The 23,985-nt window shown below is 53.3% G+C and carries 28 protein-coding genes; all 28 read right to left on the bottom strand.

Annotated features, from left to right (window positions below):
• Positions 1–4: 4 nt before the first annotated feature.
• The 28 genes from KNP74_RS07005 to KNP74_RS06870 all read right to left on the bottom strand — a co-directional run bounded on the left by KNP74_RS07005 (position 5) and on the right by KNP74_RS06870 (position 23,948).
• Positions 5–439 carry a flagellar FliJ family protein gene (locus KNP74_RS07005; RefSeq protein ID WP_034777199.1) on the bottom strand — a complete coding sequence of 145 codons (435 nt, stop codon included), beginning with the start codon at positions 437–439 and terminating at the stop codon, positions 5–7.
• Positions 436–1,755, bottom strand: coding sequence for a flagellar protein export ATPase FliI (gene fliI, locus KNP74_RS07000; protein WP_214763884.1), 1,320 nt, complete (start codon positions 1,753–1,755; stop codon positions 436–438). The genes KNP74_RS07005 and fliI overlap by 4 nt, the downstream gene beginning before the upstream one ends.
• Positions 1,742–2,464 carry a FliH/SctL family protein gene (locus tag KNP74_RS06995; protein WP_214710602.1) on the bottom strand — a complete coding sequence of 241 codons (723 nt, stop codon included), beginning with the start codon at positions 2,462–2,464 and terminating at the stop codon, positions 1,742–1,744. Before KNP74_RS06995 ends, fliI begins: the two co-directional genes overlap by 14 nt.
• Complete coding sequence (fliG, locus tag KNP74_RS06990) at positions 2,448–3,455, bottom strand: flagellar motor switch protein FliG (protein ID WP_034777193.1); 1,008 nt, start codon at positions 3,453–3,455, stop codon at positions 2,448–2,450. Before fliG ends, KNP74_RS06995 begins: the two co-directional genes overlap by 17 nt.
• A 5-nt stretch (positions 3,456–3,460) precedes the next feature.
• Entirely contained in the window at positions 3,461–5,029 is a 1,569-nt protein-coding gene (gene fliF, locus KNP74_RS06985) for a flagellar basal-body MS-ring/collar protein FliF (RefSeq protein ID WP_214763883.1), read from the bottom strand.
• Positions 5,030–5,050: 21 nt separating this feature from the next.
• Positions 5,051–5,335, bottom strand: coding sequence for a flagellar hook-basal body complex protein FliE (gene fliE / locus KNP74_RS06980; RefSeq protein ID WP_034777189.1), 285 nt, complete (start codon positions 5,333–5,335; stop codon positions 5,051–5,053).
• Between the two features lie 13 nt (positions 5,336–5,348).
• Positions 5,349–5,777: a flagellar basal body rod protein FlgC gene (gene flgC, locus KNP74_RS06975; RefSeq protein ID WP_034777187.1), complete on the bottom strand. Its 429-nt coding sequence runs from the start codon at positions 5,775–5,777 to the stop codon at positions 5,349–5,351.
• Positions 5,778–5,779: 2 nt separating this feature from the next.
• Positions 5,780–6,148: a flagellar basal body rod protein FlgB gene (gene flgB, locus KNP74_RS06970; protein WP_034777185.1), complete on the bottom strand. Its 369-nt coding sequence runs from the start codon at positions 6,146–6,148 to the stop codon at positions 5,780–5,782.
• 274 nt (positions 6,149–6,422) lie between these two features.
• The gene (gene codY, locus KNP74_RS06965; protein ID WP_016508279.1) at positions 6,423–7,202 is read right to left on the bottom strand and encodes a GTP-sensing pleiotropic transcriptional regulator CodY; all 780 of its coding nucleotides are present in this window, start codon (positions 7,200–7,202) and stop codon (positions 6,423–6,425) included.
• 37 nt (positions 7,203–7,239) lie between these two features.
• Positions 7,240–8,610 (bottom strand): ATP-dependent protease ATPase subunit HslU, encoded by a 1,371-nt coding sequence (hslU, locus tag KNP74_RS06960; RefSeq protein WP_138859608.1) that lies wholly within the window; start codon positions 8,608–8,610, stop codon positions 7,240–7,242.
• Positions 8,607–9,155: an ATP-dependent protease subunit HslV gene (gene hslV, locus KNP74_RS06955; protein WP_034777181.1), complete on the bottom strand. Its 549-nt coding sequence runs from the start codon at positions 9,153–9,155 to the stop codon at positions 8,607–8,609. Before hslV ends, hslU begins: the two co-directional genes overlap by 4 nt.
• A gap of 11 nt (positions 9,156–9,166) precedes the next feature.
• Positions 9,167–10,048: a tyrosine-type recombinase/integrase gene (locus KNP74_RS06950; RefSeq protein WP_214763882.1), complete on the bottom strand. Its 882-nt coding sequence runs from the start codon at positions 10,046–10,048 to the stop codon at positions 9,167–9,169.
• Between the two features lie 184 nt (positions 10,049–10,232).
• On the bottom strand, positions 10,233–11,591 hold the full coding sequence (trmFO, locus tag KNP74_RS06945; protein ID WP_214763881.1) for an FADH(2)-oxidizing methylenetetrahydrofolate--tRNA-(uracil(54)-C(5))-methyltransferase TrmFO: 1,359 nt from the start codon (positions 11,589–11,591) through the stop codon (positions 10,233–10,235).
• Positions 11,543–13,639, bottom strand: a complete 2,097-nt coding sequence (topA, locus tag KNP74_RS06940) for a type I DNA topoisomerase (RefSeq protein WP_034777177.1) — start codon at positions 13,637–13,639, stop codon at positions 11,543–11,545. The genes trmFO and topA overlap by 49 nt, the downstream gene beginning before the upstream one ends.
• 66 nt (positions 13,640–13,705) lie before the next feature.
• On the bottom strand, positions 13,706–14,497 hold the full coding sequence (gene dprA, locus KNP74_RS06935; RefSeq protein WP_214707451.1) for a DNA-processing protein DprA: 792 nt from the start codon (positions 14,495–14,497) through the stop codon (positions 13,706–13,708).
• 55 nt (positions 14,498–14,552) lie between these two features.
• On the bottom strand, positions 14,553–15,470 hold the full coding sequence (sucD, locus tag KNP74_RS06930; RefSeq protein ID WP_034777173.1) for a succinate--CoA ligase subunit alpha: 918 nt from the start codon (positions 15,468–15,470) through the stop codon (positions 14,553–14,555).
• A gap of 12 nt (positions 15,471–15,482) precedes the next feature.
• Positions 15,483–16,643 carry an ADP-forming succinate--CoA ligase subunit beta gene (sucC, locus tag KNP74_RS06925; protein ID WP_034777171.1) on the bottom strand — a complete coding sequence of 387 codons (1,161 nt, stop codon included), beginning with the start codon at positions 16,641–16,643 and terminating at the stop codon, positions 15,483–15,485.
• 111 nt (positions 16,644–16,754) lie between these two features.
• Positions 16,755–17,024 (bottom strand): EscU/YscU/HrcU family type III secretion system export apparatus switch protein, encoded by a 270-nt coding sequence (locus KNP74_RS06920; RefSeq protein WP_138859611.1) that lies wholly within the window; start codon positions 17,022–17,024, stop codon positions 16,755–16,757.
• The gene (locus tag KNP74_RS06915; protein WP_214763880.1) at positions 17,021–17,869 is read right to left on the bottom strand and encodes a hypothetical protein; all 849 of its coding nucleotides are present in this window, start codon (positions 17,867–17,869) and stop codon (positions 17,021–17,023) included. The genes KNP74_RS06920 and KNP74_RS06915 overlap by 4 nt, the downstream gene beginning before the upstream one ends.
• Positions 17,870–17,880: 11 nt before the next feature.
• Complete coding sequence (locus tag KNP74_RS06910) at positions 17,881–18,633, bottom strand: ribonuclease HII (protein ID WP_138859613.1); 753 nt, start codon at positions 18,631–18,633, stop codon at positions 17,881–17,883.
• A 41-nt stretch (positions 18,634–18,674) separates the two neighbouring features.
• Positions 18,675–19,535: a ribosome biogenesis GTPase YlqF gene (gene ylqF, locus KNP74_RS06905; protein WP_138859614.1), complete on the bottom strand. Its 861-nt coding sequence runs from the start codon at positions 19,533–19,535 to the stop codon at positions 18,675–18,677.
• Positions 19,536–19,547: 12 nt separating this feature from the next.
• Complete coding sequence (gene lepB, locus KNP74_RS06900) at positions 19,548–20,090, bottom strand: signal peptidase I (RefSeq protein ID WP_034777162.1); 543 nt, start codon at positions 20,088–20,090, stop codon at positions 19,548–19,550.
• 82 nt (positions 20,091–20,172) lie between these two features.
• Positions 20,173–20,526, bottom strand: a complete 354-nt coding sequence (gene rplS, locus KNP74_RS06895; RefSeq protein WP_015881369.1) for a 50S ribosomal protein L19 — start codon at positions 20,524–20,526, stop codon at positions 20,173–20,175.
• 114 nt (positions 20,527–20,640) lie between these two features.
• Positions 20,641–21,357, bottom strand: coding sequence for a tRNA (guanosine(37)-N1)-methyltransferase TrmD (trmD, locus tag KNP74_RS06890; RefSeq protein WP_214710596.1), 717 nt, complete (start codon positions 21,355–21,357; stop codon positions 20,641–20,643).
• Positions 21,347–21,862, bottom strand: a complete 516-nt coding sequence (gene rimM / locus KNP74_RS06885; RefSeq protein ID WP_034777158.1) for a ribosome maturation factor RimM — start codon at positions 21,860–21,862, stop codon at positions 21,347–21,349. Before rimM ends, trmD begins: the two co-directional genes overlap by 11 nt.
• Before the next feature lie 53 nt (positions 21,863–21,915).
• Positions 21,916–22,191, bottom strand: a complete 276-nt coding sequence (rpsP, locus tag KNP74_RS06880; RefSeq protein WP_021067098.1) for a 30S ribosomal protein S16 — start codon at positions 22,189–22,191, stop codon at positions 21,916–21,918.
• Between the two features lie 81 nt (positions 22,192–22,272).
• Entirely contained in the window at positions 22,273–23,613 is a 1,341-nt protein-coding gene (ffh, locus tag KNP74_RS06875; RefSeq protein ID WP_034777156.1) for a signal recognition particle protein, read from the bottom strand.
• Positions 23,614–23,624: 11 nt separating this feature from the next.
• Complete coding sequence (locus KNP74_RS06870) at positions 23,625–23,948, bottom strand: putative DNA-binding protein (RefSeq protein ID WP_034777154.1); 324 nt, start codon at positions 23,946–23,948, stop codon at positions 23,625–23,627.
• Between the last annotated feature and the right edge of the window lie 37 nt (positions 23,949–23,985).

Genomic DNA, 23,985 nt, shown 5'->3' with positions numbered 1-23,985 from the left:
CGGTTTACTTCCCTTTCCCGTGATGAATCACTGCCAGCTCATCGATGAAATGTTGCTCGATGAGCTTCGTCGCAGCCACTTCATGTTGACTGACTTTTTCATGCAGCGTTACATATTTCTTTTCCTCAACGACTTTTCCGAGCAAGCGCTCTTGTGACAGATGGTACCGATTGCGCGCCTGCTGGACGACGAGCTGTTGCGTCTCGATTTGACGTTTCAGCCGTTCGCGTGTCTGCTCACGATATTGCGACATGAGCAGGTCGATGACGCCATCCTGTTCATCTTGACTCTTCATAAGCGACTCGTACGTCAACACGAGCCGATAGAGCGCCTCCATCTCCGTCTCGAACCGTGCTTTCTGTTGTCTCATCTCCGTCGCGGACTCTTCTTTCTCATGTTCCGCGATCGGCATGATGCGTTCTAACAATAGTCTGTTCATGGTTCACCTCGCACGATCTTGGCCAAACGTTCGAGCGATTGCTCGAGCGGGGCCTCTTCTTCGATGGATTGCTTTAAAAAAGTCAATAACTCTGGGTATTGCTCAATCGCCGTATCGATTGCCGGGTTCGTCCCTTTTTTATAGGCCCCGATATTGATCAAGTCCTCGGCGTCCAAGTACGTCGCCAACCAGCCGCGGAACGTTTGGGCGGCCTCACGGTGCATCGGCCCCGCAATTTGGTTCATGACACGGCTAATCGACTTTAAGACGTGGATTGCCGGGAACTGGCCACGGTTCGCGAGCGAACGGTCCATGACGAAGTGGCCGTCCAGTATGCCTCGCACCGCGTCTGCGATTGGTTCATTCATATCATCCCCGTCGACAAGGACGGTGTAAAAAGCGGTGATCGAGCCCGTCACAGCGGTACCGCTTCGTTCCAACAGTTGCGGCAACATCGCGAACACGGATGGGGTATACCCTTTTGACGTCGGAGGTTCACCGGTCGCAAGACCGATTTCCCGTTGCGCCATGGCAAAGCGGGTCACCGAGTCCATCATGAGGACGACTTCCTTGCCTTGGTCCCGGAAGTATTCAGCGATGGCTGTCGCCGTATAAGCCCCTTTCAATCGGACGAGAGGCGGTTGGTCGCTCGTCGCCACGATGACGACCGAGCGGGCCATCCCTTCTGGTCCGAGCTCTTTCTCGATGAACTCTTTCACTTCACGGCCACGTTCACCGATTAAAGCGATGACGTTTATGTCGGCCGATGAGCGTTTGGCGATCATCCCGAGCAGAGTCGACTTCCCGACTCCTGAACCCGCGAACAACCCGACCCGTTGCCCTTTACCGACTGTTAACAGACCGTCGATGACGCGGACGCCGGTCGACAAGACATCTAAAATCCGCGGTCGCTCGAGCGGGTTCGGTGGCTTCCGAAGGACATCGTAGCGTTTTCCCGGAGTGACTGCTTCACCGGACAAGGGACGGCCGAGACCATCGAGCACTTGTCCGATCAGTTCGTCACCGACCGGGACTTGGAGCATCCGACCCGTCCCTTTGACCATACAGCCCGGAGCGATCTGGGTCGTCTCCCCGTAAGGCATGAGGAGCACGCGGGCCTCATTGAATCCCACGACTTCCGCCTCGACATGTTGGCCGGACGGGAGTTCGATCAGACAGCGCTCTCCGATAAAAGCGCTCGGCCCCGTCGATTCAATCATCAGTCCAACGACTCGACAGACCCGGCCGACTTTCCGGACGTATTCGTCCTCGGCGGATGCCGTGATTGACTGAAGGACGTGGTCAATAAGCGCCATCGGCCAAAACCTCCTCGATTTTGGATTGGATGCGTTCAAAGCTGTAAGTCAAATCGAGTTCGTCACCGTGGTGAGGTGTCTCGATCCGGACGCTCGTCTCGCTTAAACCGGCATCCGCCCGATATTTCAAAGGCGGACCGTCTGGTGTCGCCCACTCCGAATCGAAACGTTGAATCGAAGCGAGACGGGTCGGATGGACGTACACCGTCAACGACTCGGCGTCGAGCTGACGGAGCAACTGTTCTCGAATCCGGTCGGCGAACAGCGCCTCATCTTTCCGGACAAGCTCTGTTGTGACGCGGGCGCTGACCTCGAGGGCGAGGGCGACGAGTTGTCGCTCCGCGTCCCGCCACTTCGTATCGAACAGTTGTTCAAGTTCGACGGCGACGGTATTCAGCCGCGTCATCAACTCGTCGTACTCCGCCTTGCCTTCCCGTCTACCGTGGTCAAATCCTGCGTCAAACCCTTCTTGTCGGGCTGACGTCAACACTTCCTCTCTCAGCACCGCGAGTTCCTGTTCCATCGAGGCACGGCGACTCTGAAGCGCTTCTTCGTCTAAACGGAGTTGTTCACGCTTTTGTTCCAACTGCTCATTCTCTTGGTCGTCATGCTCCACCGATACCGGCTCAAGAAAAGGTTTCGAGTCGATCCGTTGTGGTTCGAGCGGTGTCGCATAATAGCGTTTAATCACGTTAGACAACGATGTCATCTCCTCCGCCGCGGCTGATCACGATCTCTCCGACGTCTTCTAAGCGACGGATGATGCCGACGATACGGCTTTGCGCTTCTTCGACGTCACGCAACCGGACAGGCCCCATGAATTCCATGTCTTCTTTGAACGTTTCGACCATTCGCTGTGACATGTTTTTGAAGATGATCTGTTTGACTTCTTCGGACGACACTTTGAGGGCAAGCAATAGGTCGTCGTTTGCCACTTCGCGGATGATTCGTTGAATCGCACGTGAATCGAGGGTGACGATATCTTCGAAGACGAACATCCGTTTTTTGATTTCCTCGGCCAGTTCCGGGTCTTCAATTTCAAGCGCATCGAGGATGGTGCGCTCGGTCGTACGATCGACCCCGTTGAGCACTTCGACGACCGCTTCGATGCCACCAGATTGGGCGTAGTCTTGCATATCGGTCTGGGACAAGTTTTTCTCGAGAATCTGTTCAATCTCGTGAATGACGTCCGGATTGAGTCGATCCATCGTCGCGATCCGCTTGGCGACTTCCGATTGAATTTCAGGCGGGAGTTCCGATAGGATTTGTCCCGACTTGACCGGTTCGAGATGCGCCAAGATCAAGGCGATCGTCTGCGGATGCTCGTTCTGGATAAAGTTGAGCAACTGCTTCGGGTCGGCCTTACGGGCAAACTCGAACGGTCGAACTTGGAGCGTCGATGTGAGCCTATGGATGAGGGCCATCGCTTTCTCTTCTCCGACCGCTTTCTCGAGCACCGTTTTCGCAAACCCGATCCCGCCTTGCGTGATATAACTTTGTGCCATGGCGAGCTCGTGGAACTCGCCCATGATCGCTTCTTTTTGTTCGGACGATACTTTCTTCAAGGCCGAGATTTGTAACGTCAACTGCTCCATCTCTTCTTCCGACAGATGTTTGTAGACGTTCGCAGCCACCTCAGGTCCAAGCGAGATCATGAGCATGGCCGCTTTTTCCCGGTTCGCTTGTTTTGCGTAATTCACAGTACTCACTCCTCAGACATCCAAGTACGGAGAAGTTTGGCGAACTCTTCAGGATTGCTCTCTGCCAATTTCTCCAACTGTTTCTTCTTGACGGCCCCTTCGCCTCGTTCTTCAAGGTCAAGGTCCGGTACTTCGTCTTCATATGGGACTTCCCATTCGTTCGACTCGGCAATCGGTTCACGTTTGCGTTTACGCATCGCGAAGAACAAGAGCGCGAGCAATACGACGCCCCCTGCTGCTGCCGCATACATCCACCACTGGGTAGGTTGTTCGACCGCAGCCGCTTCTTCCGTCTCAGCGAACGGACGCGATACGACGACGACTTTCTGTTCAAGTTCCGCCTCTGTGAGCGCCTCGCCGGTCTTGGCGAGTGACGTCCGGATAATCGAGTACATCATCGTCTCGAGGTCACCTTCGAGTTGTGGATCAATCGTCGTCGCCCCGTTCGGCGGTTCGACGATCAATTGAACACCGAGATCACGGATCGAGTACGGTGCGTTTTGAATTTGTTTCGTGATGCGGTTGACTTCATAATTGATGATTTCATGATTCTTTTCGCTCTCTTCTTCCCCGGTGCCGGTGGCGGCCGGGAAATTGACCGTGTCATTCTCGGCCGTGCCCGCCGCGGTCGCCGCGCCGGTACCGCCGGTGTACGCTTCGGCGATTCGTTCGGCCGATGTGACGATCCCTTCCATGCTGTCCTCGTTGACAGGTGTCACGAGGTTCTGCTCTTCTGCCGCTTGCGTTGTGTCGATATCGGCCGTAACCGAGACGAGGACGCTCCGCTCTCCTAAGAGGACGGAAAGCATCTGTTGAATCTGTTGACGGACATCTTTCTCAACTTGACGCTTCAAGACGAGCGGATCGGTGGATGATCCTCCTGCCGTCGTCGTTTGGTCCAAATCGTAATACGTAAAATATTGGTCCATGACCGAGATGTTTTCTGGTTTCAAGTTCGGTACGCTCTTACTAATCAAATGGTAGAGCCCTTTGACCGTCGCCGGTTCAAGATTCGTACCTGCTCCTAAATTTAAGACAATCGACGCCGTCGGCTCGCCCTGGTCTTCCGCCAAGAAGACCGATTTCTCAGGAATCGAGATGATGACTTTCGCTTGGTTGATCCCTTCGATCTGTGTGATCAACCGCTCGAGCTCGGTCTGCATCGCACTCCGTTCGATGACGGCCATCTCGCGGTCGGTCGTTCCGAAACCGGCATTTTCACTGAAGAAACTGTAGTCGATTGCGCCTGACTTCGGGATGCCCGCTGCCGCGAGGCTGACTTTCAATTGATCGACCTGTTCGCTCGGTACGTATACACTCACGCCGTTCGATGTCGCTTTAATTTCGGCTTTCACACCGTCAGCCGTCAGCTTCTCCGTCACCTCGCCCGCTTCTTGGGCGGACAGGTTCGTATAAAGCGGAGCCATGTTCGGGCGCGACAGCCAGACGGTCAAGACCACCGCGACGAGAAGTACGCCGGCGATGACGAGGCCCCAAAAGATTTTACGGTTCGTCTTCATCATTTGAAGGGAACCGGTCAGTGAACCGAATCGTTCTTTTAACTTTTCATTCATCGCAACTCGTCATCCTCTACATTAAACTTGCATTCGCATCATTTCTTGATAGGCCTCGACCGCTTTGTTTCGCACCTCAATGGCGAGTTGCATCGCAATCGACGACTCTTCACTTTGAATCATGACTTGATGTAAATCTGCTTTGCCGACAGCAAGGTCGGCCCGGGCTGAACTCGTCGCTTGTTGGACATCGTTCAACGAGCGCATCGCCTCGTTCAAATACGTACCGAACTGAGACGGTGTCTCTTTTACCGTCGGCGTGACGGTCGGTTGTGTACCGATCAACTGTATCGGGTTAATTTGCATCGTTTGTCACTCCTTATCCTTTACCGATTTCCATCGCTTTGACGAGCATCGCTTTCGTGGCGTTCATTGCAGCGATGTTTGCCTCGTATGACCGGGTCGCCCCCATCAAATCGACCATTTCTTTCAACAGGTCGACGTTCGGCATTTGAACGTAGCCGCGGTCATCCGAATCTGGATGGCTCGGGTCATAGACGAGCTTGTACGGGCTTTCATCTTCCACGATTTGTGATACTTCGACGCCGCCGCTGACGGCGGACAACTGTTGTCGAAACGGTGCTTCCTGCAAGACGGTCATTTTCCGCGTGTACGGTTGCCACTCTCCGTCGACGAGTTTGCCTCTTGTCGTCTGGGCGTTCGCGATGTTTGCGGATACCGTGTCCATCCGAAGCCGCTGTGACGTCAATGCCGTCGCCGAGATATGAAAACTATCAAACATCCCCATCGTTAACGTCCTCCTCTAATGACGGTCTTGAGTCCGCCGAGCCGGCGGTTCAATTGTTCCATCATCGCTTCGTATTGAAGTTGGTTCCGGGCCAACTCGCTCATTTCATAGTCGAGGTCGACGTTGTTCCCGTCACTTCGCATCGCTCCTCCGGCCCGGTCCGTGATTGTCGTTGCCGCTCGCTCGCTCGGACGTCCACCCGCCAATTTGAGACGCATCTCGTTGTTCAACGTCTGTTCGAACACGGCTTGTTTCGCCCGGAAGTTCGGGGTATCGATATTTGACAGGTTATGGCTGATGACCTTCTGATTTACGACCGAATGATTGATTGCTTGCTTCATTAATTGATAGTCGGTGCCAATCCAATTCATGCGTTTCACTCACTTTCACCAAAAGAATGCATGTATATACCTTATTTGGAAAATCTACTATTACATTGAAACAAATCTGTAACAGTGTTGAAAGATATTTTTTTCAAAACAGGTAAATGCTATCTTCTGTTTTTGTCGAATTTACGACGAATTCTGAAAATAATTACTTTTGCACTAAAAAAAGTCGCCCCCGACGTATCGGAAGCGACTTTATAAGCCGAAAGTCCTGGTTCAATAGACTTTCCTATAATTCATATACTGAATTGTCTTTATTTCAATTCGATTTCAACTTTTGCAATTCGAACAAGAAGTTGTCATTTAGTATCTTAATATACGTTCCTTTCATACCAAGCGAACGTGATTCGATGACGCCTGCGCTTTCCAATTTGCGGAGCGCATTGACGATGACCGAACGTGTGATTCCCACTCTATCGGCAATTTTGGAAGCAACTAACAGCCCTTCGTTTCCACCAAGCTCCTCGAAGATATGTTCGATCGCTTCGAGCTCTGAATAAGAGAGCGAGTTGATCGCCATTTGAACGACCGCCTTCTTACGGGCCGACGCCTCGGCTTCAGCCGCTTTCTCACGCAGAATCTCCATTCCGACGACCGTCGCGCTATATTCTGCCAAGACGAGGTCGTCTTCCGTGAACTCATTGTTGAGACGACCGAGTACGAGTGTCCCGAGACGTTCGCCGCCTCCGATGATTGGGACGATCGTCGTCATCGAGTCGAGGAACAGTTCACGGTTCTCGACCGGGAAGGCTGTATATTCACTGTCAATGCCGATGTTTTCTGTCGTCTCCTTCACGTTGAACAAGTTCGAGGCATAAGGCTCCGGGAATTGGCGGTCGACTAAAAACGCCTTCATCCGTTCGTTCTCGATCTGTTGTTTGATCGCGAAACCGAGCAAGCGGCCGCGACGGCTCACGATGAACGTATTCGCTTCGAGTACTTCGCGCATTTTGTCCGCCATTTCTTTAAAATCAACGTGCGCGCTTGCCTCTTGTTGAAGCATCGTGTTCAATTGGCGTGTTTTGTCTAGTAAGTTCATAATTCTTATTTTCCTCCCTGTATGTGCATACAGAATCTTATAGTATAAATTGGCTCAAGTCTCGATCTTCCGCGATCGATCCGACTTTTTCTTTCACATAAGCCGGTGTGATTTGAACGTGTGTCTGTGGCATATCGGCCGCCTCGAACGACAAGTCCTCAAGCACGCGCTCCATGATCGTGTACAAGCGGCGGGCACCGATGTCGTCCGTCTCTCGGTTGACGTGCGTGGCGATACGAGCAATCTCTTCGATGGCCGAATGCGTGAACTCGACACTGATCTCCTCAGACTCGAGAAGAGCGGTGTACTGCTTAATGAGTGCCTGGGACGGCTCGGTCAAGATCTTGACGAAGTCTTCTTCGGTCAAGCTGCCCAATTCGACGCGAATCGGGAACCGACCTTGAAGTTCAGGAATCAAATCGGACGGTTTGGCCATATGGAATGCGCCGGCGGCGATAAACAGCACGTGGTCCGTCTTGACCGGGCCATACTTCGTCACGACGGTCGACCCTTCGACGATTGGGAGAATGTCACGTTGGACCCCTTCCCGCGAGACACCGGCGTGATCTTGCGACTTCGTCGCAATCTTGTCGATCTCATCGACGAAGATGATCCCCATCTGTTCACTGCGGCGGACGGCCTCGTCATGAACCTCGTTCATGTCGAGCAAGTTCTCCGCTTCTTCAGCGATGATGAGCGGTCGTGCTTCACGGACTGGCAGTTTGCGCTTTTTCCGTTTTTTCGGCACGATTTGACCGAGCATGTCTTGGAGATTCGATAACCCTTCCATGCCTTGTCCTTGGAACAAGTCGACTGTCTGTTTTTCTTCGAGGTTGACCTCAATCAACCGTTCTTCGAGCTCACCGAGTTCAAGCAAGCGGCGCAGTTGCGCGCGATCGGACGACTGTGTGCTCGTCGGTTCCTCGGTCTTTTGACCTTGACCCCCGAACAGCGCCTCAAACGGATTGGATGCGGTCGGCTCGACCTTGGCTTTCCCTTGCAGGGCGTCGAGGATGCGTTCGGTCGCTGCGACCTCGGCTTGTTCTTTCACGCCCTCTTTCTTCTCTTCCTTCACGAGACGGACCGAATCTTCGACGAGGTCGCGAACCATCGACTCGACGTCACGGCCGACATAACCGACTTCCGTGAACTTCGTCGCTTCGACTTTGACGAACGGTGCCCCGACGAGTTTGGCCAACCGTCGCGCAATCTCCGTTTTCCCGACACCGGTCGGTCCGATCATCAAGATATTCTTCGGTGTCACTTCATCGCGCAAGTCGGCGCTCAGTTTTTGACGCCGATAGCGATTGCGGAGCGCGATCGCGACCGCGCGCTTCGCATCTTTCTGTCCGATGACGAAGCGGTCTAACTCCGCTACGATTTGGCGGGGTGTCAGTTCACGTTTCATTCAGAATCGCCTCCGATCGTTTCTACGATGACTTGGTCGTTCGTGTAGACGCACAGCTCCCCAGCAATCTCGAGAGCGGCACGGGCTATGTCTTCTGCAGTTTTCTCCGGCGAATGCCGCACGAGGGCACGTCCGGCGGCGAGGGCGTAGTTTCCGCCCGAACCGATGGCCAAGATGCCGTCGTCCGGTTCAATCACTTCCCCGTTCCCAGACACGAGCAATAAGTGATCGCTGTCCATGACGATCAACAACGCCTCAAGTTGGCGGAGCATCTTATCTCCACGCCACTCCTTGGCCAGCTCGACGGCCGCACGCGGCAAGTTTCCGTTATACATCTCAAGTTTCGATTCAAACTTTTCGAAAAGGGTGAACGCGTCGGCGACGCTGCCGGCGAATCCGGCGACGACTTTGCCGCCATAAAGACGTCGTACTTTTTTGGCCTTGTTTTTCATGATGACGGCGTTCCCGAACGTGACTTGTCCGTCTCCGCTCATCGCGCCGTGTCCGTTATGGTGGACCGCGAAAATCGTGGTTGCATGAAACATCTGATGACCTCCTACTTTCTCGGATGTGTAGCTTGATAGACCGCTCGCAGACGCTCGGTCGAGACGTGAGTATAACGTCCGGTCGTGGAGAGCGACTCGTGTCCGAGCAGTTCCTGGACGGCGCGAAGGTCCGCCCCGCGCTCGAGCAGGTCCGTCGCAAAACTGTGACGGAGTGAGTGTGGCGTCAACGGCTTGTGAAGGCCTCCCAGCTTCCGGAGTCGCTTCATAACGTAGCGAATTTGGTCCGTTGTCACCCGATTCCCTTTTTGACTGAGAAATAATGCCGTTTCCTGAGTCGTCGCGCACGTTTGCCGCATGTCTAAGTAACGGTCGAGCGCCGTGATGGCGAACTGTCCGATTGGGATGTAACGTTCTTTCTTCCCTTTCCCAACGACATGGACAAACGCGAGGCCCGCATCGTAAGACGACACGTCCATGCCGCACAACTCGGCGACACGCATGCCTGTCCCGTACAACATCTCGACGATCGCGACATCACGTGCCCGTAGGAATGGGTCGTCTTGCCCTTCGGCTGCCTTCAAAAGCTGTTCGACCTCGCTCGGCACGGCGAACGTCGGTAGCGTCTTTCGCCGTTTCGGTGACGTCAAACCATGAAACAACGGTTCACCGCCCGTTTCACGTGCCACAAATTTCCCGAATTGTTTGAGACACGATACTTTTTGGGCGACCGTCGTCGTGGCGGTGTCTGCCTCATAAAGAGCATATAAATAACGCCGCGCCGACTGCACATCATAAGGATCTTGATGTGTCGATTGGCAATAAACGGCGTACTGGTCGAGCGTCTGCTCGTAAGAGCGTTTTGTATGAGGAGACAGTCGGCGTTCGACTTGGCAATAGCGCAAAAACGATTGTTGATCGTCAACGAATCTCATCCTCTCGCCTCCTCGTTTTCAGCTTAAAAACGCATGTTCCCATCAAATCGAAATTAGCATAGCATACACAGTCAGAGGTGACAATAGATACCTCTTCAATAATCTGAAAATTTTCAAAGTGTTGTACAAATTACACAATTGAAATTTAGATTCATCAAAAAGGAGCCAAAATGGCTCCTTTCCCTTAAATCTCTTTATACTGTTGAATCGTTTCGAGGGCACGGTTCGCATAACGCTCATAACGTTCTTGTTTCTTCATCTTCTTCGGAGCATCTTCAAGCGACGGCACGAGACCGAAGTTCGCGTTCATCGGTTGGAAGTGTTTCCCGTCCGTTGTCGTGATGTAGTGCGCCATCGAACCGAGCATCGTCTCACGTGGGAGGACGACGAGCTCTTCCCCAGCGATCAGCTTCGCCGCGTTGATCCCGGCGAGGAGACCGGAGGCCGCCGACTCGACATACCCTTCGACACCGGTCATCTGGCCGGCAAAGAACAACGTGTCGCGTGTGCGGGCCTGATACGTCGGTTTCAAGAGGCTCGGTGAGTTGATGAACGTGTTCCGGTGCATGACACCGTAACGCACGATCTCGGCGTTCTCAAGACCTGGAATCAATTGAATGATTCGTTTCTGTTCGCCCCACTTCAGGTGCGTCTGGAAACCGACCAAGTTGAAGAGCGTCCCGGCCGAGTTATCTTGCCGCAATTGCACGACCGCATGCGGACGTTTGCCCGTCTTCGGATCTTCGAGGCCGACCGGCTTCATCGGTCCGAACAAGAGCGTCTTCTTGCCGCGTTGGGCGAGTACTTCAAACGGCATGCAGCCTTCGAAGTAAATCTCTTTCTCGAACTCTTTGAGCGGGACGACTTCGGCTTTGACGAGTTCGTCATAGAACAAGTCGAACTCCTCTTCCGTCATCGGACAGTTGAGGTAGGCCGCTTCGCCCTTATCGTAACGTGACTTCAAGTAAACCTTGTCCCGGTCGATCGTCTCGCCGTCCAGGATTGGAGCGGCTGCGTCGTAGAAGTACAAATAGTCTTCACCAGTGAACGCTTTGAGCGAAGCCGAAAGATCAGGCGATGTGAGCGGCCCGGTCGCCATGATGACGATCCCGTCCGGAATCGCCGTGATCTCTTCGTTGTGCACGGTCACGTTCGGATGGTTTTTCAACGTGTCGGTCACGAATCCTGCGAAGTCGTGACGGTCGACGGCGAGAGCGCCGCCGGCCGGTACGCTCGCCGTATCCGCCGCTTTCAAGATGAGCGAGTCGAGCGTACGCATCTCTTCCTTCAAGACACCGACCGCATTTTGGAGCCCGTTCGCCCGGAGCGAGTTCGAGCAGACCAATTCCGCGAATTGGTCCGTATGGTGTGCCGGCGTCTTTCGCACCGGTCTCATTTCATACAAATCGACTTTAATCCCGCGCTTCGCGAGTTGCCAAGCCGCCTCGGAGCCGGCGAGGCCCGCTCCGATCACAGTTACACGTTGCTGCAAAGTTAATCCTCCTCTAACTGATGTACCTCGGCATGGGTACAGTTCGTACATTGATATTTCACGCCGTCTTTGATTTTTTTCTCGACCATCATCTTACCACATTCCGGACACGGTTTCGCGACCGGTTTGTCCCATGAGACGAACTCACAGTCTGGATAGTTCGAGCAGCCGTAGAACAGACGACCTTTTTTACTGCGTCGTTCGACGACTTGTCCGTCTTTGCAGCTCGGACATGGGACGCCGATCTCGACTTGTACCGGTTTCGTGTTCGTACAGTTCGGGAAGTTCGAGCACGCCATAAATTTACCGTAGCGGCCCATTTTGATGACCATCGGCGCACCGCATACTTCACAGTCGATGCCAGCCGGTTCATCTTTCACTTCGATCTTCTCGATCTCGGCCTCGGCCCGTTTCAAGCGTTTCTCGAAACTGCGATAGATTGGGGCAACGACGTCGGTCCATTGGACTTCCTCGTTCTCGATCGAGTCGAGGAGCGTCTCCATGTCGGCCGTGAACTGTACGGTGATGAAATCGTTGAAATACTCGTCAATCATCTCGATGACAAGTTCACCGAGCTCCGTCGGGACGAACTTCTTCTCTTCGAGGACGACGTAACCACGTTTTTGAATCGTGTCGAGCGTCGGTGCATATGTCGACGGACGACCAATCCCGAGCTCTTCCATCGCCCGGACGAGCCGTGCCTCACTATAGCGCGGCGGCGGTTGGGTGAAGTGCTGTTTCGGCTCGATCGTGTCGAACTTGACGAGGTCGTCGACTTCGAGCGGTGGGAGCAACCCTTCTTTTTCTGGATTCGTATCTTCGATATCATCATCTTTCGATTCGATATACACTTTCATGAAACCTGGGAATTTGACGGTCGACCCGTTGGCACGGAAAATCATGCCGTTCGATTCGACGTCGATTTTTACCGTGTCGAGGATAGCCGGCGCCATTTGGCTCGCCACGAGACGTTCCCAAATCAACTTGTACAGTCGGAGCTGATCGCGTGACAGGTATGCTTTGACCGAGGCCGGGTCACGTAACGCCGACGTCGGACGAATCGCTTCGTGGGCATCCTGGGCGTTTGCCGCCTTCTTCTCTTTTTGTTTCTGCAATGCGACATACTCTTCACCGAACGTGGACTCGATATACGATTTCGCTTCTTCTTTCGCCAAATCTGAGATCCGTGTCGAATCGGTACGCATATACGTGATCAAACCGACGGTACCTTCTTTCTTACCGAGGTCGATCCCTTCGTAAAGCTGTTGCGCGAGCATCATCGTTTTCTTGGCACGGAAGTTGAGCTTACGGGCCGCATCCTGTTGGAGCGAACTTGTCGTAAACGGGAGCGAGGCGTTCCGCTTCCGCTCTTTCTTCGTGACATCGATGACTTTGAACGAGTCGTCGATCGCGTTGAGCACCGCGTCGGCGTCTGCCTCGCTCTTGAGCTCCAGTTTCTTCCCGTCTTTCCCATAAAACGATGTCTCGAACAATTCGCCTTCATGGTTGAGCATGAGTTTGATCGTCCAATACTCTTCTGGGTCGAAGGCGTTGATCTCCCGCTCCCGGTCGATGATCATTTTGACGGCCACTGATTGGACACGTCCGGCCGATAAGCCTTTTTTGACTTTCTTCCATAATAATGGGCTCATCCCGTATCCGACGAGACGATCCAAAATTCGCCGCGCTTGTTGGGCGTCGACGAGATCGTGATTGATTTTACGTGGGTGCTTGAATGACTCCTTGATCGCATCTTTCGTGATCTCGTTAAAGACGACCCGACATTCTGTCGTTTCGTCGACACCAAGGGCACGCGCTAGATGCCAGGCGATCGCTTCCCCTTCGCGATCCGGGTCAGCCGCGAGAAAGATTTTCGTCGCTTTTTTGGCTGCCGTCTTCAATTCTTTCAAAACTGGGCCTTTTCCACGAATCGTAATGTACTTCGGTTCAAAGTCATGTTCCACGTCGACACCGAGTTGACTTTTCGGTAAATCGATGACGTGACCCATTGACGCTTTGACCGTGTAATTCGATCCTAAATAACGTTTAATTGTCTTTGCTTTCGCCGGTGATTCGACGATCACCAAATATTTTGCCATACATCTGCTCCCCTTTTAGAGGTCGTTTTAAATCCCTACCATAATATTCATGTTGTCGCTCGTTTGTCAACGTCCAATCCTTGAACGCATTAGAATTTGGTCGGAAGTCGTCAATGGAATCGCCCCGTCCTCAATCAATCGATTCGGACCTGCCGCGAGCGGATCAAGCGGGCTTCCAGGTACCGCAAACACCGTCTTTCCTTGCTCGAGCGCATGTCCGACCGTATTCATCGTCCCGCTCTTCTGACGGGCCTGAATGACGACGAGCTGATCGCCGAGTCCGCTGACGAGACGATTACGTTCTAAAAATTGAAATTTTTTGACAGGTGTTTCCGGTGGATATTCGGTGAGGAGTAACCCGTGTCTCGAAATTCGTTCGAACAGCGGCGCATGCGCTTGAGGATACATGTGTGAAAAGCCCGCTCCGAGGACAGCGATCGTCGGACGGTTATGCTGGAGTGCCAACTCATGGACGAGACCATCGATGCCGAGCGCACCGCCCGATACCGAGACAGTTTCTTCTATTAAAGGGTAGAAATGCTCGACGAGACGATGGCTGATGCGATTCAATTCACGGCTTCCGACCAAAGCAGTCGTTTGTTGTTGTAGTACCTCTAAATCGCCTCGGTAAAACAAACAATACGGAGGGTTCGGAATGTCGAGCAACGCGCGCGGGAACGCGTCGTCTTCCCACGTCAAAAAACGGTCGTACGTGACCGTTGAACGAAGCGCCCGTTTTGCTTTGTTCCAGACGTTCGGATGGAAGGGACGAGTGCTCGAACCCGGATGCGATAAGTAATGATGGACGAACTCGACAGGCAGCCGTTCAGCCGCGAATCGAGCGATTGTTTGATTCATCACAATCACCTCTAAAAAAATGAGGGATGGCGCGCATCCCTCATTTCCGAATGGTTTACGTGGTCGGTTGACCCGTCACGCAAGCTTCATACAATCCTTCTTGCTTCAACACCCGGATGAGCGTCTCTCCGATGACGGCAGGCGTCTCGGCGACTTCGATTCCGTTGGCATTCAACGTCTTGATTTTCTCGGCGGCCGTTCCTTTTCCGCCTGAGATGATGGCGCCCGCATGGCCCATCCGTTTCCCTTCAGGAGCGGTTTGACCGCCGATGAAGCCGATGACTGGCTTCGTCATGTTCGCCTTCACCCATTCGGCGGCTTCTTCTTCGGCCGTTCCACCGATTTCACCGATCATGATGACCGCTTTCGTGTCCTCATCTTCGTTGAACGCTTGGAGCGTATCGATGAAGTTCGTCCCGTTGACCGGGTCTCCACCGATTCCGACCGCTGTCGATTGTCCAATCCCGGCCGTCGTCAACTGATGGACCGCCTCGTACGTGAGCGTCCCTGAACGCGAGACGATCCCGACGTGGCCTTTCGTATGGATATAGCCTGGCATGATGCCAAGTTTTGCTTCCCCTGGCGTGATGATTCCCGGGCAGTTCGGTCCGATGAGACGGGCCGGTTTGTCCTCGAGGTAACGTTTCACTTGAATCATGTCGATGACCGGGATGCCTTCTGTGATACAGATGATCAGTTCAATCCCGCTATCGGCCGCTTCCATGATTGAATCGGCTGCGAAGGCCGGTGGTACGTAGATGATCGATGCGTTCGCGCCCGTTGCTTCGACGGCCTCTGACACCGTGTTGAAGACTGGTACGCCGTCAAGTACGGTCGTGCCACCTTTTCCAGGTGTCACGCCTCCGACCAATTTTGTGTTATAAGCCAGCATCTGTTCGCCGTGGAACAGACCTTGTTTCCCCGTGATCCCTTGAATGATCACTTTTGTATCTTGATTCGCCCAAATACTCATGTCGTTTCCCCCTTATCGAACGAGTGCCGCGATTTTTTCTGCACCGTCAGCCATCGAGCTCGCCGAAGTGATCGCAAGTCCAGATTCATCGAGAATGCGTCGTCCCGCATCCACGTTCGTGCCTTCTAAACGGACGACGAGTGGTAAATCGAGACCGATTTCTTTCGTCGCCGCGACGATACCTTCAGCGATGATGTCACATTTCATGATGCCACCGAAGATGTTGACGAAAATGCCTTTGACTTGGTCGTCTGACAAAATCAATTTGAACGCTTCCGTTACTTTTTCTTTCGTCGCACCGCCACCTACATCGAGGAAGTTAGCGGGTTCGGCGCCGTAGTGCTTGATGATATCCATCGTCGCCATAGCGAGACCGGCTCCGTTGACGAGGCAACCGATATTTCCATCGAGCGCGATATAGCTGAGGTCGTGTTTCGACGCCTCGACTTCACGCGGGTCTTCTTCCGTCGTGTCACGAAGATCGACGATGTCTGTATGACGATAGAGCGCGTTGCTGTCGAAGTTGAGCTTCGCATCGAGGGCGATGACGTTTCCGTCTTTCGTCGTGACGAGCGGGTTGATCTCTGCGATCGTGCAATCCGTCTCGACATACACTTTGTACAGTTTCATGACCATGTCACTGAACTTGTTGACGAGCTTGGTCGGCACTTCCATCTTGAAGGCGAGACGGCGCGCTTGGAACGGACGGAGTCCGACGACCGGGTCGACGACTTCTTTATGAATTTTTTCTGGCGTATGTTCAGCGACTTCTTCGATGTCCATACCGCCTTCTGATGAACCCATGATGACAATTCGGCCGATCGAACGGTCAAGCACAAGTCCTAAGTAGAATTCTTGATCAATCGCAGATCCTTCTTCGATGTAAAGGCGTTGCACGACTTTTCCTTCAGGTCCAGTCTGGTGCGTGACGAGCGTCTTGCCGAGAATCTCTGACGCATACTGTTTGACTTCCTCATCCGTCTTCGCAAGTTTGACACCGCCGGCTTTCCCGCGGCCCCCTGCGTGGATCTGGGCTTTGACAACTTTTAGTTCACCGTCTAGCTTGGCAGCGGCTGTAACTGCTTCTTCAACACTAAACGCCGGATAGCCCGTAGGTACGGCCACTCCGAACGCACGAAGCAATTCTTTCGCCTGATACTCATGGATATTCATTTCGTTTCCCCCTTAGTCCCCTTTAATATCGGCACGTCTATTGTAACGAAAAACTGAAAGCGCTGTCTATCGTTCTTGCTTTAAGTTTTCATCTTTTTTTCACATCTACCCCTAGACATCTTCGATTTTTCCTTGTTCCATCTGATAAAGAAACACGAAAAGCTCGGCGATGACCTGATAAAGGTCGTCCGGGATATGCTCCTCAATCTGTAAAGCGGACAATAGTGACAATAGCGCCGGGTCCTCATGGATCGGGACCCCATTCTCCTGCGCGAGCGCGAGCATGCGCTCGGCGACGAGTCCGCCCCCTTTGGCGACGACACGCGGGGCATCCATCGATTGCTCGTAGGACAAGGCGATCGCTTGCTTACGGTCCGTCATATGCGTTGGTCCACCTTTCCGAGCGGGGCGAACGTGTCTGGCACGGATTCCCGCTTTTCTTCGAACGAGAAGCGTGACAGTTCATAGCCGCTCGCTTCAAGCGCCTTGCTGAGCGACGGCTCATAAGCGTTGACGAACGAGCTCAAATCGTGCCGTTCATTGAACACTTTGATCGTGACGTGTCGCTTTTGGACGAGCAGATCGATACCCGTCTCTCCAAACTTCGGTGTCTCCAAAAATAGGACGATGCGTGCGTGGTCGGCGTCAATCATCTCGCCCTTCGGCGCCTCGAGGCGGAATCGGACTTGTTCAAACGGTCCTAATTGCGGTATGTGAAATGCTTGAGCGACGTATGGCGGCGTCTGAAGGGCATTGAACGTCTCCTGAGCCCGGACGAACTGCTCGAACTTCGGGTCCCCTTTCGCTTTGAACAACTCGCCGATGAGTTGCTTCACATCCGACCCGGCTCCGCTCTCGAGCAGTTGACGCCCTTGCGCCTGAAGCGATTCAGGCGTGTCGAGCGGCTGACGGGCGAGCCGACCGAGTTCCGAACTTAAAAGGGCGAGCGGGGACCGTGCGGCTTGCGCAAGGGCTTCTGCTTGTTGCGGCACGACTTTCAAGACGAGCTTTGGTTCGAGCTCGGTGACGACCATCTTGTACGTAACATTCTCTTTGACGTCAGCGTTCACCCCGACCCGGAACAAGCCTTGCGGCAGTTGCATGACCGCCTCGCCTCCCGGCAGCAGCTGGAGCACCCGACCGACGACCGTATTGCCGATGAGCAATTGCCGCGAATTCTGTTCCGTGACCTTGAACGGCATGACGCCTTGATGATCGATCCGCATGATGACCCCTCCTACATATGTTTAATCGGCGCGAACGATTTTCGGTGGATTGGCGTGATCCCATGTTCCGCTAGTCCGGCCAAGTGCGCTTTCGTCCCGTAACCGGCGTTCTGTTCGAAACCGTAGCCGGGATAGAGGACGGCGTAGTCTTCCATCATGTTGTCACGGACGACTTTGGCGACGACGCTCGCCGCCGCGATCGATACGCTCCGGGCGTCGCCTTTGATGAGCGATTGTTGCGGGATGTCGAGCTCGAGCGTCATCGCGTCAATCAAGAGCGCATCGACTTCACCGAGTTGCCGGACCGCCTCCATCATCGCGAGTTTCGTCGCCTCGTAAATGTTGACGCGGTCAATCACGTCGGCGTCGACGATCCCGACGCCGACCATGGCCTCGTCCATGAGGGCCCGATACGCGACTTCACGTGCTGATGGCGACATCAGTTTCGAGTCGTTCAAGCCCGGATGATAAAATCCTTCCGGCAAGATGACGGCCGCGGCGACGACCGGACCGGCGAGCGGTCCTCGACCGACCTCATCGACGCCACCGATGCGGACATAACCGTTTGCCTTCAACTCGTCCTCGAACACGCTCCGGGCCGCATAATCGTCCTGGCGCTCACGTTCGACCTTAAACTGGCGCTCACGCTGCCTGAGCAACGTCTGGACGCCTGCGCGCGGGTCATCCTTCAGTTCGGCCCGGACTGCTTCCCACTCTTCATATCGGACCGTCTGTAGCCGTTGTTTAATCGCTTGAATCGTCATGCTGTTCCTCCTATTCAAAAAAGCCCTGTTTGCACAGGACTTCACGCCATGTCATGGTCGGCCGGTGTCTCAAGAGAGACCCGTCCGATTTTCTCATGACGTAGTTCGTTCAATAGTAATTCGCTCGCCTTCTCGAAATCGACGTAGCCGCCGCTGACGAGTCCACGTTTCTTCCCGATCAATTCGAGCAGTTCGACGGCGTCTTCCGGCAGTTGATCGATTTTGAATCGCTCTTTCACCTGTTCCGGATAGCGGGCCGATAGCTCACGGGCCGCATAGAGCGCGATATCATCAAGGTTCAAAATATCGTCCTTGATGGCACCGGTCGCCGCCAAGCGATAACCGACCATCTGGTCCTCGAACTTCGGCCATAGAATCCCCGGCGTATCGAGCAATTCCATCTCGCCGCCTTTCATCTTGATCCATTGCTGACGCTTCGTGACACCCGGACGGTCGCCAGTGACAGCGATATTGCGTCCAGCGAGGCGGTTGATGAGCGTCGATTTCCCGACGTTCGGGATGCCGATGATGAGGGCGCGGATCGGACCGGGATTCCGGCCTTTCTCACGCATGCGGTCATGCTTCTCTTGCATGAGCTTCTCGGCACCCGACATGAGCTGCTTCAAGCCTTTGCTATGTTTCGCGTCGACGGCGACGACCTCGACGTCGTCACGCTTCAAGGCGCGGAGCCAGGCGTCGGTGACGACGGGATCGGCCATATCGGCTTTATTCAAGACGATGAGACGCGGTTTGCCTTCTGTGATCTCATCGACCATCGGGTTACGGCTCGATTGTGGGACGCGTGCATCGACGAGTTCGATGACGACATCGATGAGCTTTAACTTTTCTGTTACTTGTCTTCGTGCCTTGGCCATGTGGCCAGGGAACCATTGAATTGCCAAAAAAACACCACCTTATTCTTGTACGGTCCCGAAATCGCCGAGCGGCCAGAACACGAAGTTCGTTTTGCCGACGACGTCCTCTTTCGGGACAAAGCCGATTTCACGGCTGTCTTTCGAGTTTTGTCGATTGTCACCCATCACGAAGTACGAACCTTCCGGGACGACCGTTTCGCCCGTCACTTGTTCGAGCGTGAAGTTTTCGGTAAGAGGAAAGCCGTTCATCTGGGCCTGGAAATCCTCTAAATACGGTTCTTCGACCGCTTCGCCGTTCAAGTAAAGCGTATCGTCCCGATATTCGAGCGTGTCGCCAGGAATGGCGATGACGCGTTTAATATAGTCTTTTGATTCCGTCGCGTGGAAGACGATAATATCGCCCCGATCGAGCTCACCGACGTAGTTCGAAATTTTGCTAACGATCATGCGATCGGCATTTTGGAGCGTCGGCATCATTGACTCTCCCTCGACGATGACAGGTACAAAGATGAACGTCCGGATCACGAACGCGATGACGAGCGCCACGACGATCGCCTTAAGCCAACTGAACACTTCTTTCAACTTGCCTCACTCCTCTGTCCGTTTGAACTTATTGTACTAGAAAAAAAGAAGCTTGTCGCAAGCGACAAGCTTAATCCCCATCTTAACGACGGATTTCTTTAATACGTGCTGCTTTACCGCGAAGGTTGCGGAGGTAGTAGAGTTTCGCACGACGGACTTTACCGTAACGAACGACTTCGATTTGCGCGACACGCGGTGAGTGAAGCGGGAATGCACGCTCAACACCTACGCCGTAAGAAATCTTACGGACTGTGAATGTTTCGCTGATGCCGCCACCTTTACGCTTAATGACAACGCCTTCGAAGATCTGGATACGCTCACGCGTTCCCTCTACGACTTTAACGTGGACACGTACTGTGTCACCAGGACGGAAAGCAGGTACGTCCGATTTGAATTGTTCTTCTGTGATTTCACGGAACAGTTTTTGTGTGTTCATGAATTGTTCTCCTTTTTCTTCAATGTTCATATCTTCATCTGCCCAAGCATCCAACAGCGGAACATCGGTAATCGGTGGGGGTTAACCCACATGCTCAAACATAGCATAATTTGGTCAATCGCGCAACGATTCAATAAATTTTTTATCCGCCTTCGACAGGTCGATTTGCTCGAGCAGTTCCGGCCGCCGTCGATACGTGCGTTCAAGTGACCGTTCACGACGCCACGTCTCGATGTTGGCATGATTGCCCGACAAGAGGACGTCCGGTACCTTGAGACCCCGGAAGTCGGCTGGACGCGTATAGTGCGGATATTCGAGGAGTCCCGTCGAAAACGAGTCGTCCTCGTGGCTCGCCTGGTCACCGAGCACTTCCGGGATGAGGCGCACCGTGGCATCGATCATGACCATCGCCGCGAGCTCACCGCCGGTCATGACGAAATCGCCGATTGACACTTCGTCCGTCGCAAGCTCGTCATGGATCCGTTGGTCGAACCCTTCATAATGACCGCACAAAAAGATAAGGTGTTCCTCGGACGCCCACTCTTCTGCCATTCGTTGATCAAAACGGCGTCCGGTCGGTGTCGTGACGATGACACGGGGTCGCGTCTTCGCGATCGCCTCAAAGGCGTCAAAAATCGGTTGCGGGGTGAGTAGCATGCCCGCCCCGCCCCCGTACGGATAATCGTCGACTTTGTGGTGCTTGTTCGTCGAGAAGTCACGGAAGTTCGTGAACGCCATCTCGACGTGACCGAGCGTGCGCGCCCGTCCGACGATCGAATGATCGAGCGGGGCGAACATCTCAGGGAATAAGGTTAAGACATCAATCTTCATCGTCGATCATTCCCGGAATCGGGGTGATGACGACACGTTTCGCCTCGACATCGATGTCGCTCACGACCGATTCGATGTACGGGATGAGCGCATCCGACTTGCCAGGACGTTTGATGACCCAGACGTCGTTCGCGCCGGTCTCGAAGATGTCATCGACGACTCCGATGACCTCACCATCGACGACAGCTTCACAGCCGATAATCTCATGGTAATAAAACTCATGTTCCGGCAACTCGTGGACGTGCTCGACGTGGACATACAGCTTCATCCCTTTATATTTCTCGACGAGATTGATGTTCTCGAGCCCTTTGAACGTGACGAGATGGAACTGCTTGTGTGGACGATACGTCGTCACTTCGAACGGCACTTTCTTGCCGTCGATGTCTAAATAGAGCGTCTCGCCTTTCTTGAAGCGCTCCGCCGGAAAATCGGTCGCGGCGAGCAACTTCAATTCTCCTTTTAAGCCATGGGTGTTGGCGATCTTACCTACGTATAACCATTCCATTGTTATGCCTCCTCACAAAAATGGGCCGACCTCATAAAAGGTCGGCCACATCCTTACTTCGCGTTTTTCGCGTTGTGGAATTTCTCCATGATCCCTGCTTTAGAGAACAAGTTACGTACTGTGTCAGATGGCTTCGCGCCGTCTGCCAACCATTTGAGAGCGAGTTCTTCGTTGATGCGAACTTCTGCTTCTGGTTTTGCAACCGGGTTGTAGTGACCGAGTTGCTCGATGAAGCGGCCATCACGTGGTGAACGTGAATCAGCTACAACGATCCGGTAGAAAGGTGATTTGTTTGCGCCCATGCGCTTGAGACGAATTTTAACTGCCATGGTAATATACCTCCATCATGTGTTTAAGAATTGACAACTTTAATAGTATACTGCTTTTTTGTCCGACTGACAAAAGTTTTCTTAGAAGAATGGAAGGCCGAGACCTTTTTTCTTCCCTTTCATTTGTCCTGACATCTGCTTCATGAGCTTCTTCATGTCATCGAACTGTTTGATGAGACGGTTCACTTCCTGGATGGAGCGACCGCTCCCTTTTGCGATCCGCTTGCGACGACTCGCGTTGAGCACTTCAGGATTGGAGCGCTCATGCTTCGTCATCGAGCGAATGATCGCCTCGACATGATCGAGTTGCTTCTCGTCGATTTGGACGTTCTTCAACCCTTTCATCTTACCTGCACCAGGTAACATCGAGAGCAATTCATCAATCGGGCCCATGTTTTTCACTTGACCCAATTGCTCGATAAAATCATCGAACGTGAACGATGCGTCGCGAATTTTGCTTTCAAGCTCTTTCGCGGCATCTTGGTCCATCTGTGACTCGGCTTTTTCAATGAGCGTGAGCACGTCACCCATTCCAAGAATCCGTGACGCCATGCGTTCCGGGTGGAAAGGTTCGAGGGCATCCAACTTTTCACCGAGACCGACGAACTTAATCGGCGCTCCCGTGACTGCCTTGATTGAAAGGGCTGCCCCACCACGTGTGTCACCGTCGAGCTTCGTGAGCACGACGCCGGTGATTCCGAGTTTCTCATTGAAGCTATCGGCCACGTTGACCGCATCTTGACCCGTCATCGCATCGACGACGAGGAAGATTTCATTTGGTTTGGCAATCGTCTTCACGTTTTCGAGCTCGCCCATGAGCGTCTCGTCAATATGAAGTCGACCGGCCGTATCGATCAACACGAAATCGTGATGATTGGTTTTGGCGTACTCGAGCGCTTTTGTGACGATTTCTTCCGGCTTCACTTGGTCGCCAAGTGAGAACACCGGTAAATCGAGCTGCTTGCCGAGTGTCTCGAGCTGTTTGATGGCCGCAGGCCGATAAATATCTGCCGCGACGAGAAGTGGACTCCGGTTATGCTTTTTGCGAATCAAATTCGCGAGCTTACCGGTCGTCGTCGTTTTCCCCGCACCTTGTAACCCGACCATCATGACGACTGTCGGTGGTTTTGGGTTAAATGTGATTGGGACGACGTCGCTTCCCATCAAGTTCGTTAGCTCTTCATGAACGATTTTGACAACTTGTTGGCCAGGTGTCAACGATTTCATGACGTCTTGGCCGATGGCCCGCTCTTTCACGTCGTTGACGAACTGTTTGACCACTTTGAAGTTGACATCGGCTTCAAGGAGAGCGAGACGAACTTCTCTCATCATCTCTTTGACATCTGCTTCGGAAATTTTACCTTTCCCCCGCATTTTCGCCAGTGTCGATTGCAACCGTTCGGATAATCCTTCAAATGCCATGCTTCAGCCCCCTACTCTAAATTCTCAAGCGCCGAAATCGTTTCCGTCAAATCGGGCGAGTGCTCGACTTGACGTTTGAGCGTTTGAAGCAGTTGTTGCCGCTGTTCGAATTTCTCGAACAAGGCCAACTTCTCCTCATACTGCTCAAGCATCGCTTCGGTACGCTTTATGTTATCGTAGACCGCTTGACGGCTGACTTCAAACTCTTCCGCAATCTCTCCGAGCGAGTAGTCATCTAGGTAATAAAGAGACATGTAGTTGCGCTGTTTCGGTGTGAGAAGCGCTTGATAAAAATCGAACAGATAGTTCATTCGATTCGTCTTTTCGAGCGACATGACCTCCACCTCCACATGTTAAGTGAAATCCCTTTAC

This window comes from Exiguobacterium sp. s141, assembly GCF_018618085.1.
Taxonomy (GTDB): domain Bacteria; phylum Bacillota; class Bacilli; order Exiguobacteriales; family Exiguobacteriaceae; genus Exiguobacterium; species Exiguobacterium mexicanum_A.
Note: the sequence above shows the minus strand (reverse complement) of the source record. Positions and strands in the feature narration are given on the sequence as shown.

Bases quoted from the DNA above. Each gene is read 5' to 3' on its own strand.
- KNP74_RS07005 (WP_034777199.1), bottom strand. From the start codon at position 439: ATGAACAGACTATTGTTAGAACGCATCATGCCGATCGCGGAACATGAG.
- fliI (WP_214763884.1), bottom strand. From the start codon at position 1,755: ATGGCGCTTATTGACCACGTCCTTCAGTCAATCACGGCATCCGCCGAG.
- KNP74_RS06995 (WP_214710602.1), bottom strand. From the start codon at position 2,464: ATGACATCGTTGTCTAACGTGATTAAACGCTATTATGCGACACCGCTC.
- fliF (WP_214763883.1), bottom strand. From the start codon at position 5,029: ATGAATGAAAAGTTAAAAGAACGATTCGGTTCACTGACCGGTTCCCTT.
- fliE (WP_034777189.1), bottom strand. From the start codon at position 5,335: ATGCAAATTAACCCGATACAGTTGATCGGTACACAACCGACCGTCACG.
- flgC (WP_034777187.1), bottom strand. From the start codon at position 5,777: ATGGGGATGTTTGATAGTTTTCATATCTCGGCGACGGCATTGACGTCA.
- flgB (WP_034777185.1), bottom strand. From the start codon at position 6,148: ATGAATTGGATTGGCACCGACTATCAATTAATGAAGCAAGCAATCAAT.
- codY (WP_016508279.1), bottom strand. From the start codon at position 7,202: ATGAACTTACTAGACAAAACACGCCAATTGAACACGATGCTTCAACAA.
- hslU (WP_138859608.1), bottom strand. From the start codon at position 8,610: ATGAAACGTGAACTGACACCCCGCCAAATCGTAGCGGAGTTAGACCGC.
- hslV (WP_034777181.1), bottom strand. From the start codon at position 9,155: ATGTTTCATGCAACCACGATTTTCGCGGTCCACCATAACGGACACGGC.
- KNP74_RS06950 (WP_214763882.1), bottom strand. From the start codon at position 10,048: ATGAGATTCGTTGACGATCAACAATCGTTTTTGCGCTATTGCCAAGTC.
- trmFO (WP_214763881.1), bottom strand. From the start codon at position 11,591: ATGTACGAACTGTACCCATGCCGAGGTACATCAGTTAGAGGAGGATTA.
- topA (WP_034777177.1), bottom strand. From the start codon at position 13,639: ATGGCAAAATATTTGGTGATCGTCGAATCACCGGCGAAAGCAAAGACA.
- dprA (WP_214707451.1), bottom strand. From the start codon at position 14,497: ATGAATCAAACAATCGCTCGATTCGCGGCTGAACGGCTGCCTGTCGAG.
- sucD (WP_034777173.1), bottom strand. From the start codon at position 15,470: ATGAGTATTTGGGCGAATCAAGATACAAAAGTGATCATTCAAGGGATC.
- sucC (WP_034777171.1), bottom strand. From the start codon at position 16,643: ATGAATATCCATGAGTATCAGGCGAAAGAATTGCTTCGTGCGTTCGGA.
- KNP74_RS06920 (WP_138859611.1), bottom strand. From the start codon at position 17,024: ATGACGGACCGTAAGCAAGCGATCGCCTTGTCCTACGAGCAATCGATG.
- KNP74_RS06915 (WP_214763880.1), bottom strand. From the start codon at position 17,869: ATGCGGATCGATCATCAAGGCGTCATGCCGTTCAAGGTCACGGAACAG.
- KNP74_RS06910 (WP_138859613.1), bottom strand. From the start codon at position 18,633: ATGACGATTCAAGCGATTAAACAACGGCTACAGACGGTCCGATATGAA.
- rplS (WP_015881369.1), bottom strand. From the start codon at position 20,526: ATGAACACACAAAAACTGTTCCGTGAAATCACAGAAGAACAATTCAAA.
- trmD (WP_214710596.1), bottom strand. From the start codon at position 21,357: ATGAAGATTGATGTCTTAACCTTATTCCCTGAGATGTTCGCCCCGCTC.
- rimM (WP_034777158.1), bottom strand. From the start codon at position 21,862: ATGGAATGGTTATACGTAGGTAAGATCGCCAACACCCATGGCTTAAAA.
- rpsP (WP_021067098.1), bottom strand. From the start codon at position 22,191: ATGGCAGTTAAAATTCGTCTCAAGCGCATGGGCGCAAACAAATCACCT.
- ffh (WP_034777156.1), bottom strand. From the start codon at position 23,613: ATGGCATTTGAAGGATTATCCGAACGGTTGCAATCGACACTGGCGAAA.
- KNP74_RS06870 (WP_034777154.1), bottom strand. From the start codon at position 23,948: ATGTCGCTCGAAAAGACGAATCGAATGAACTATCTGTTCGATTTTTAT.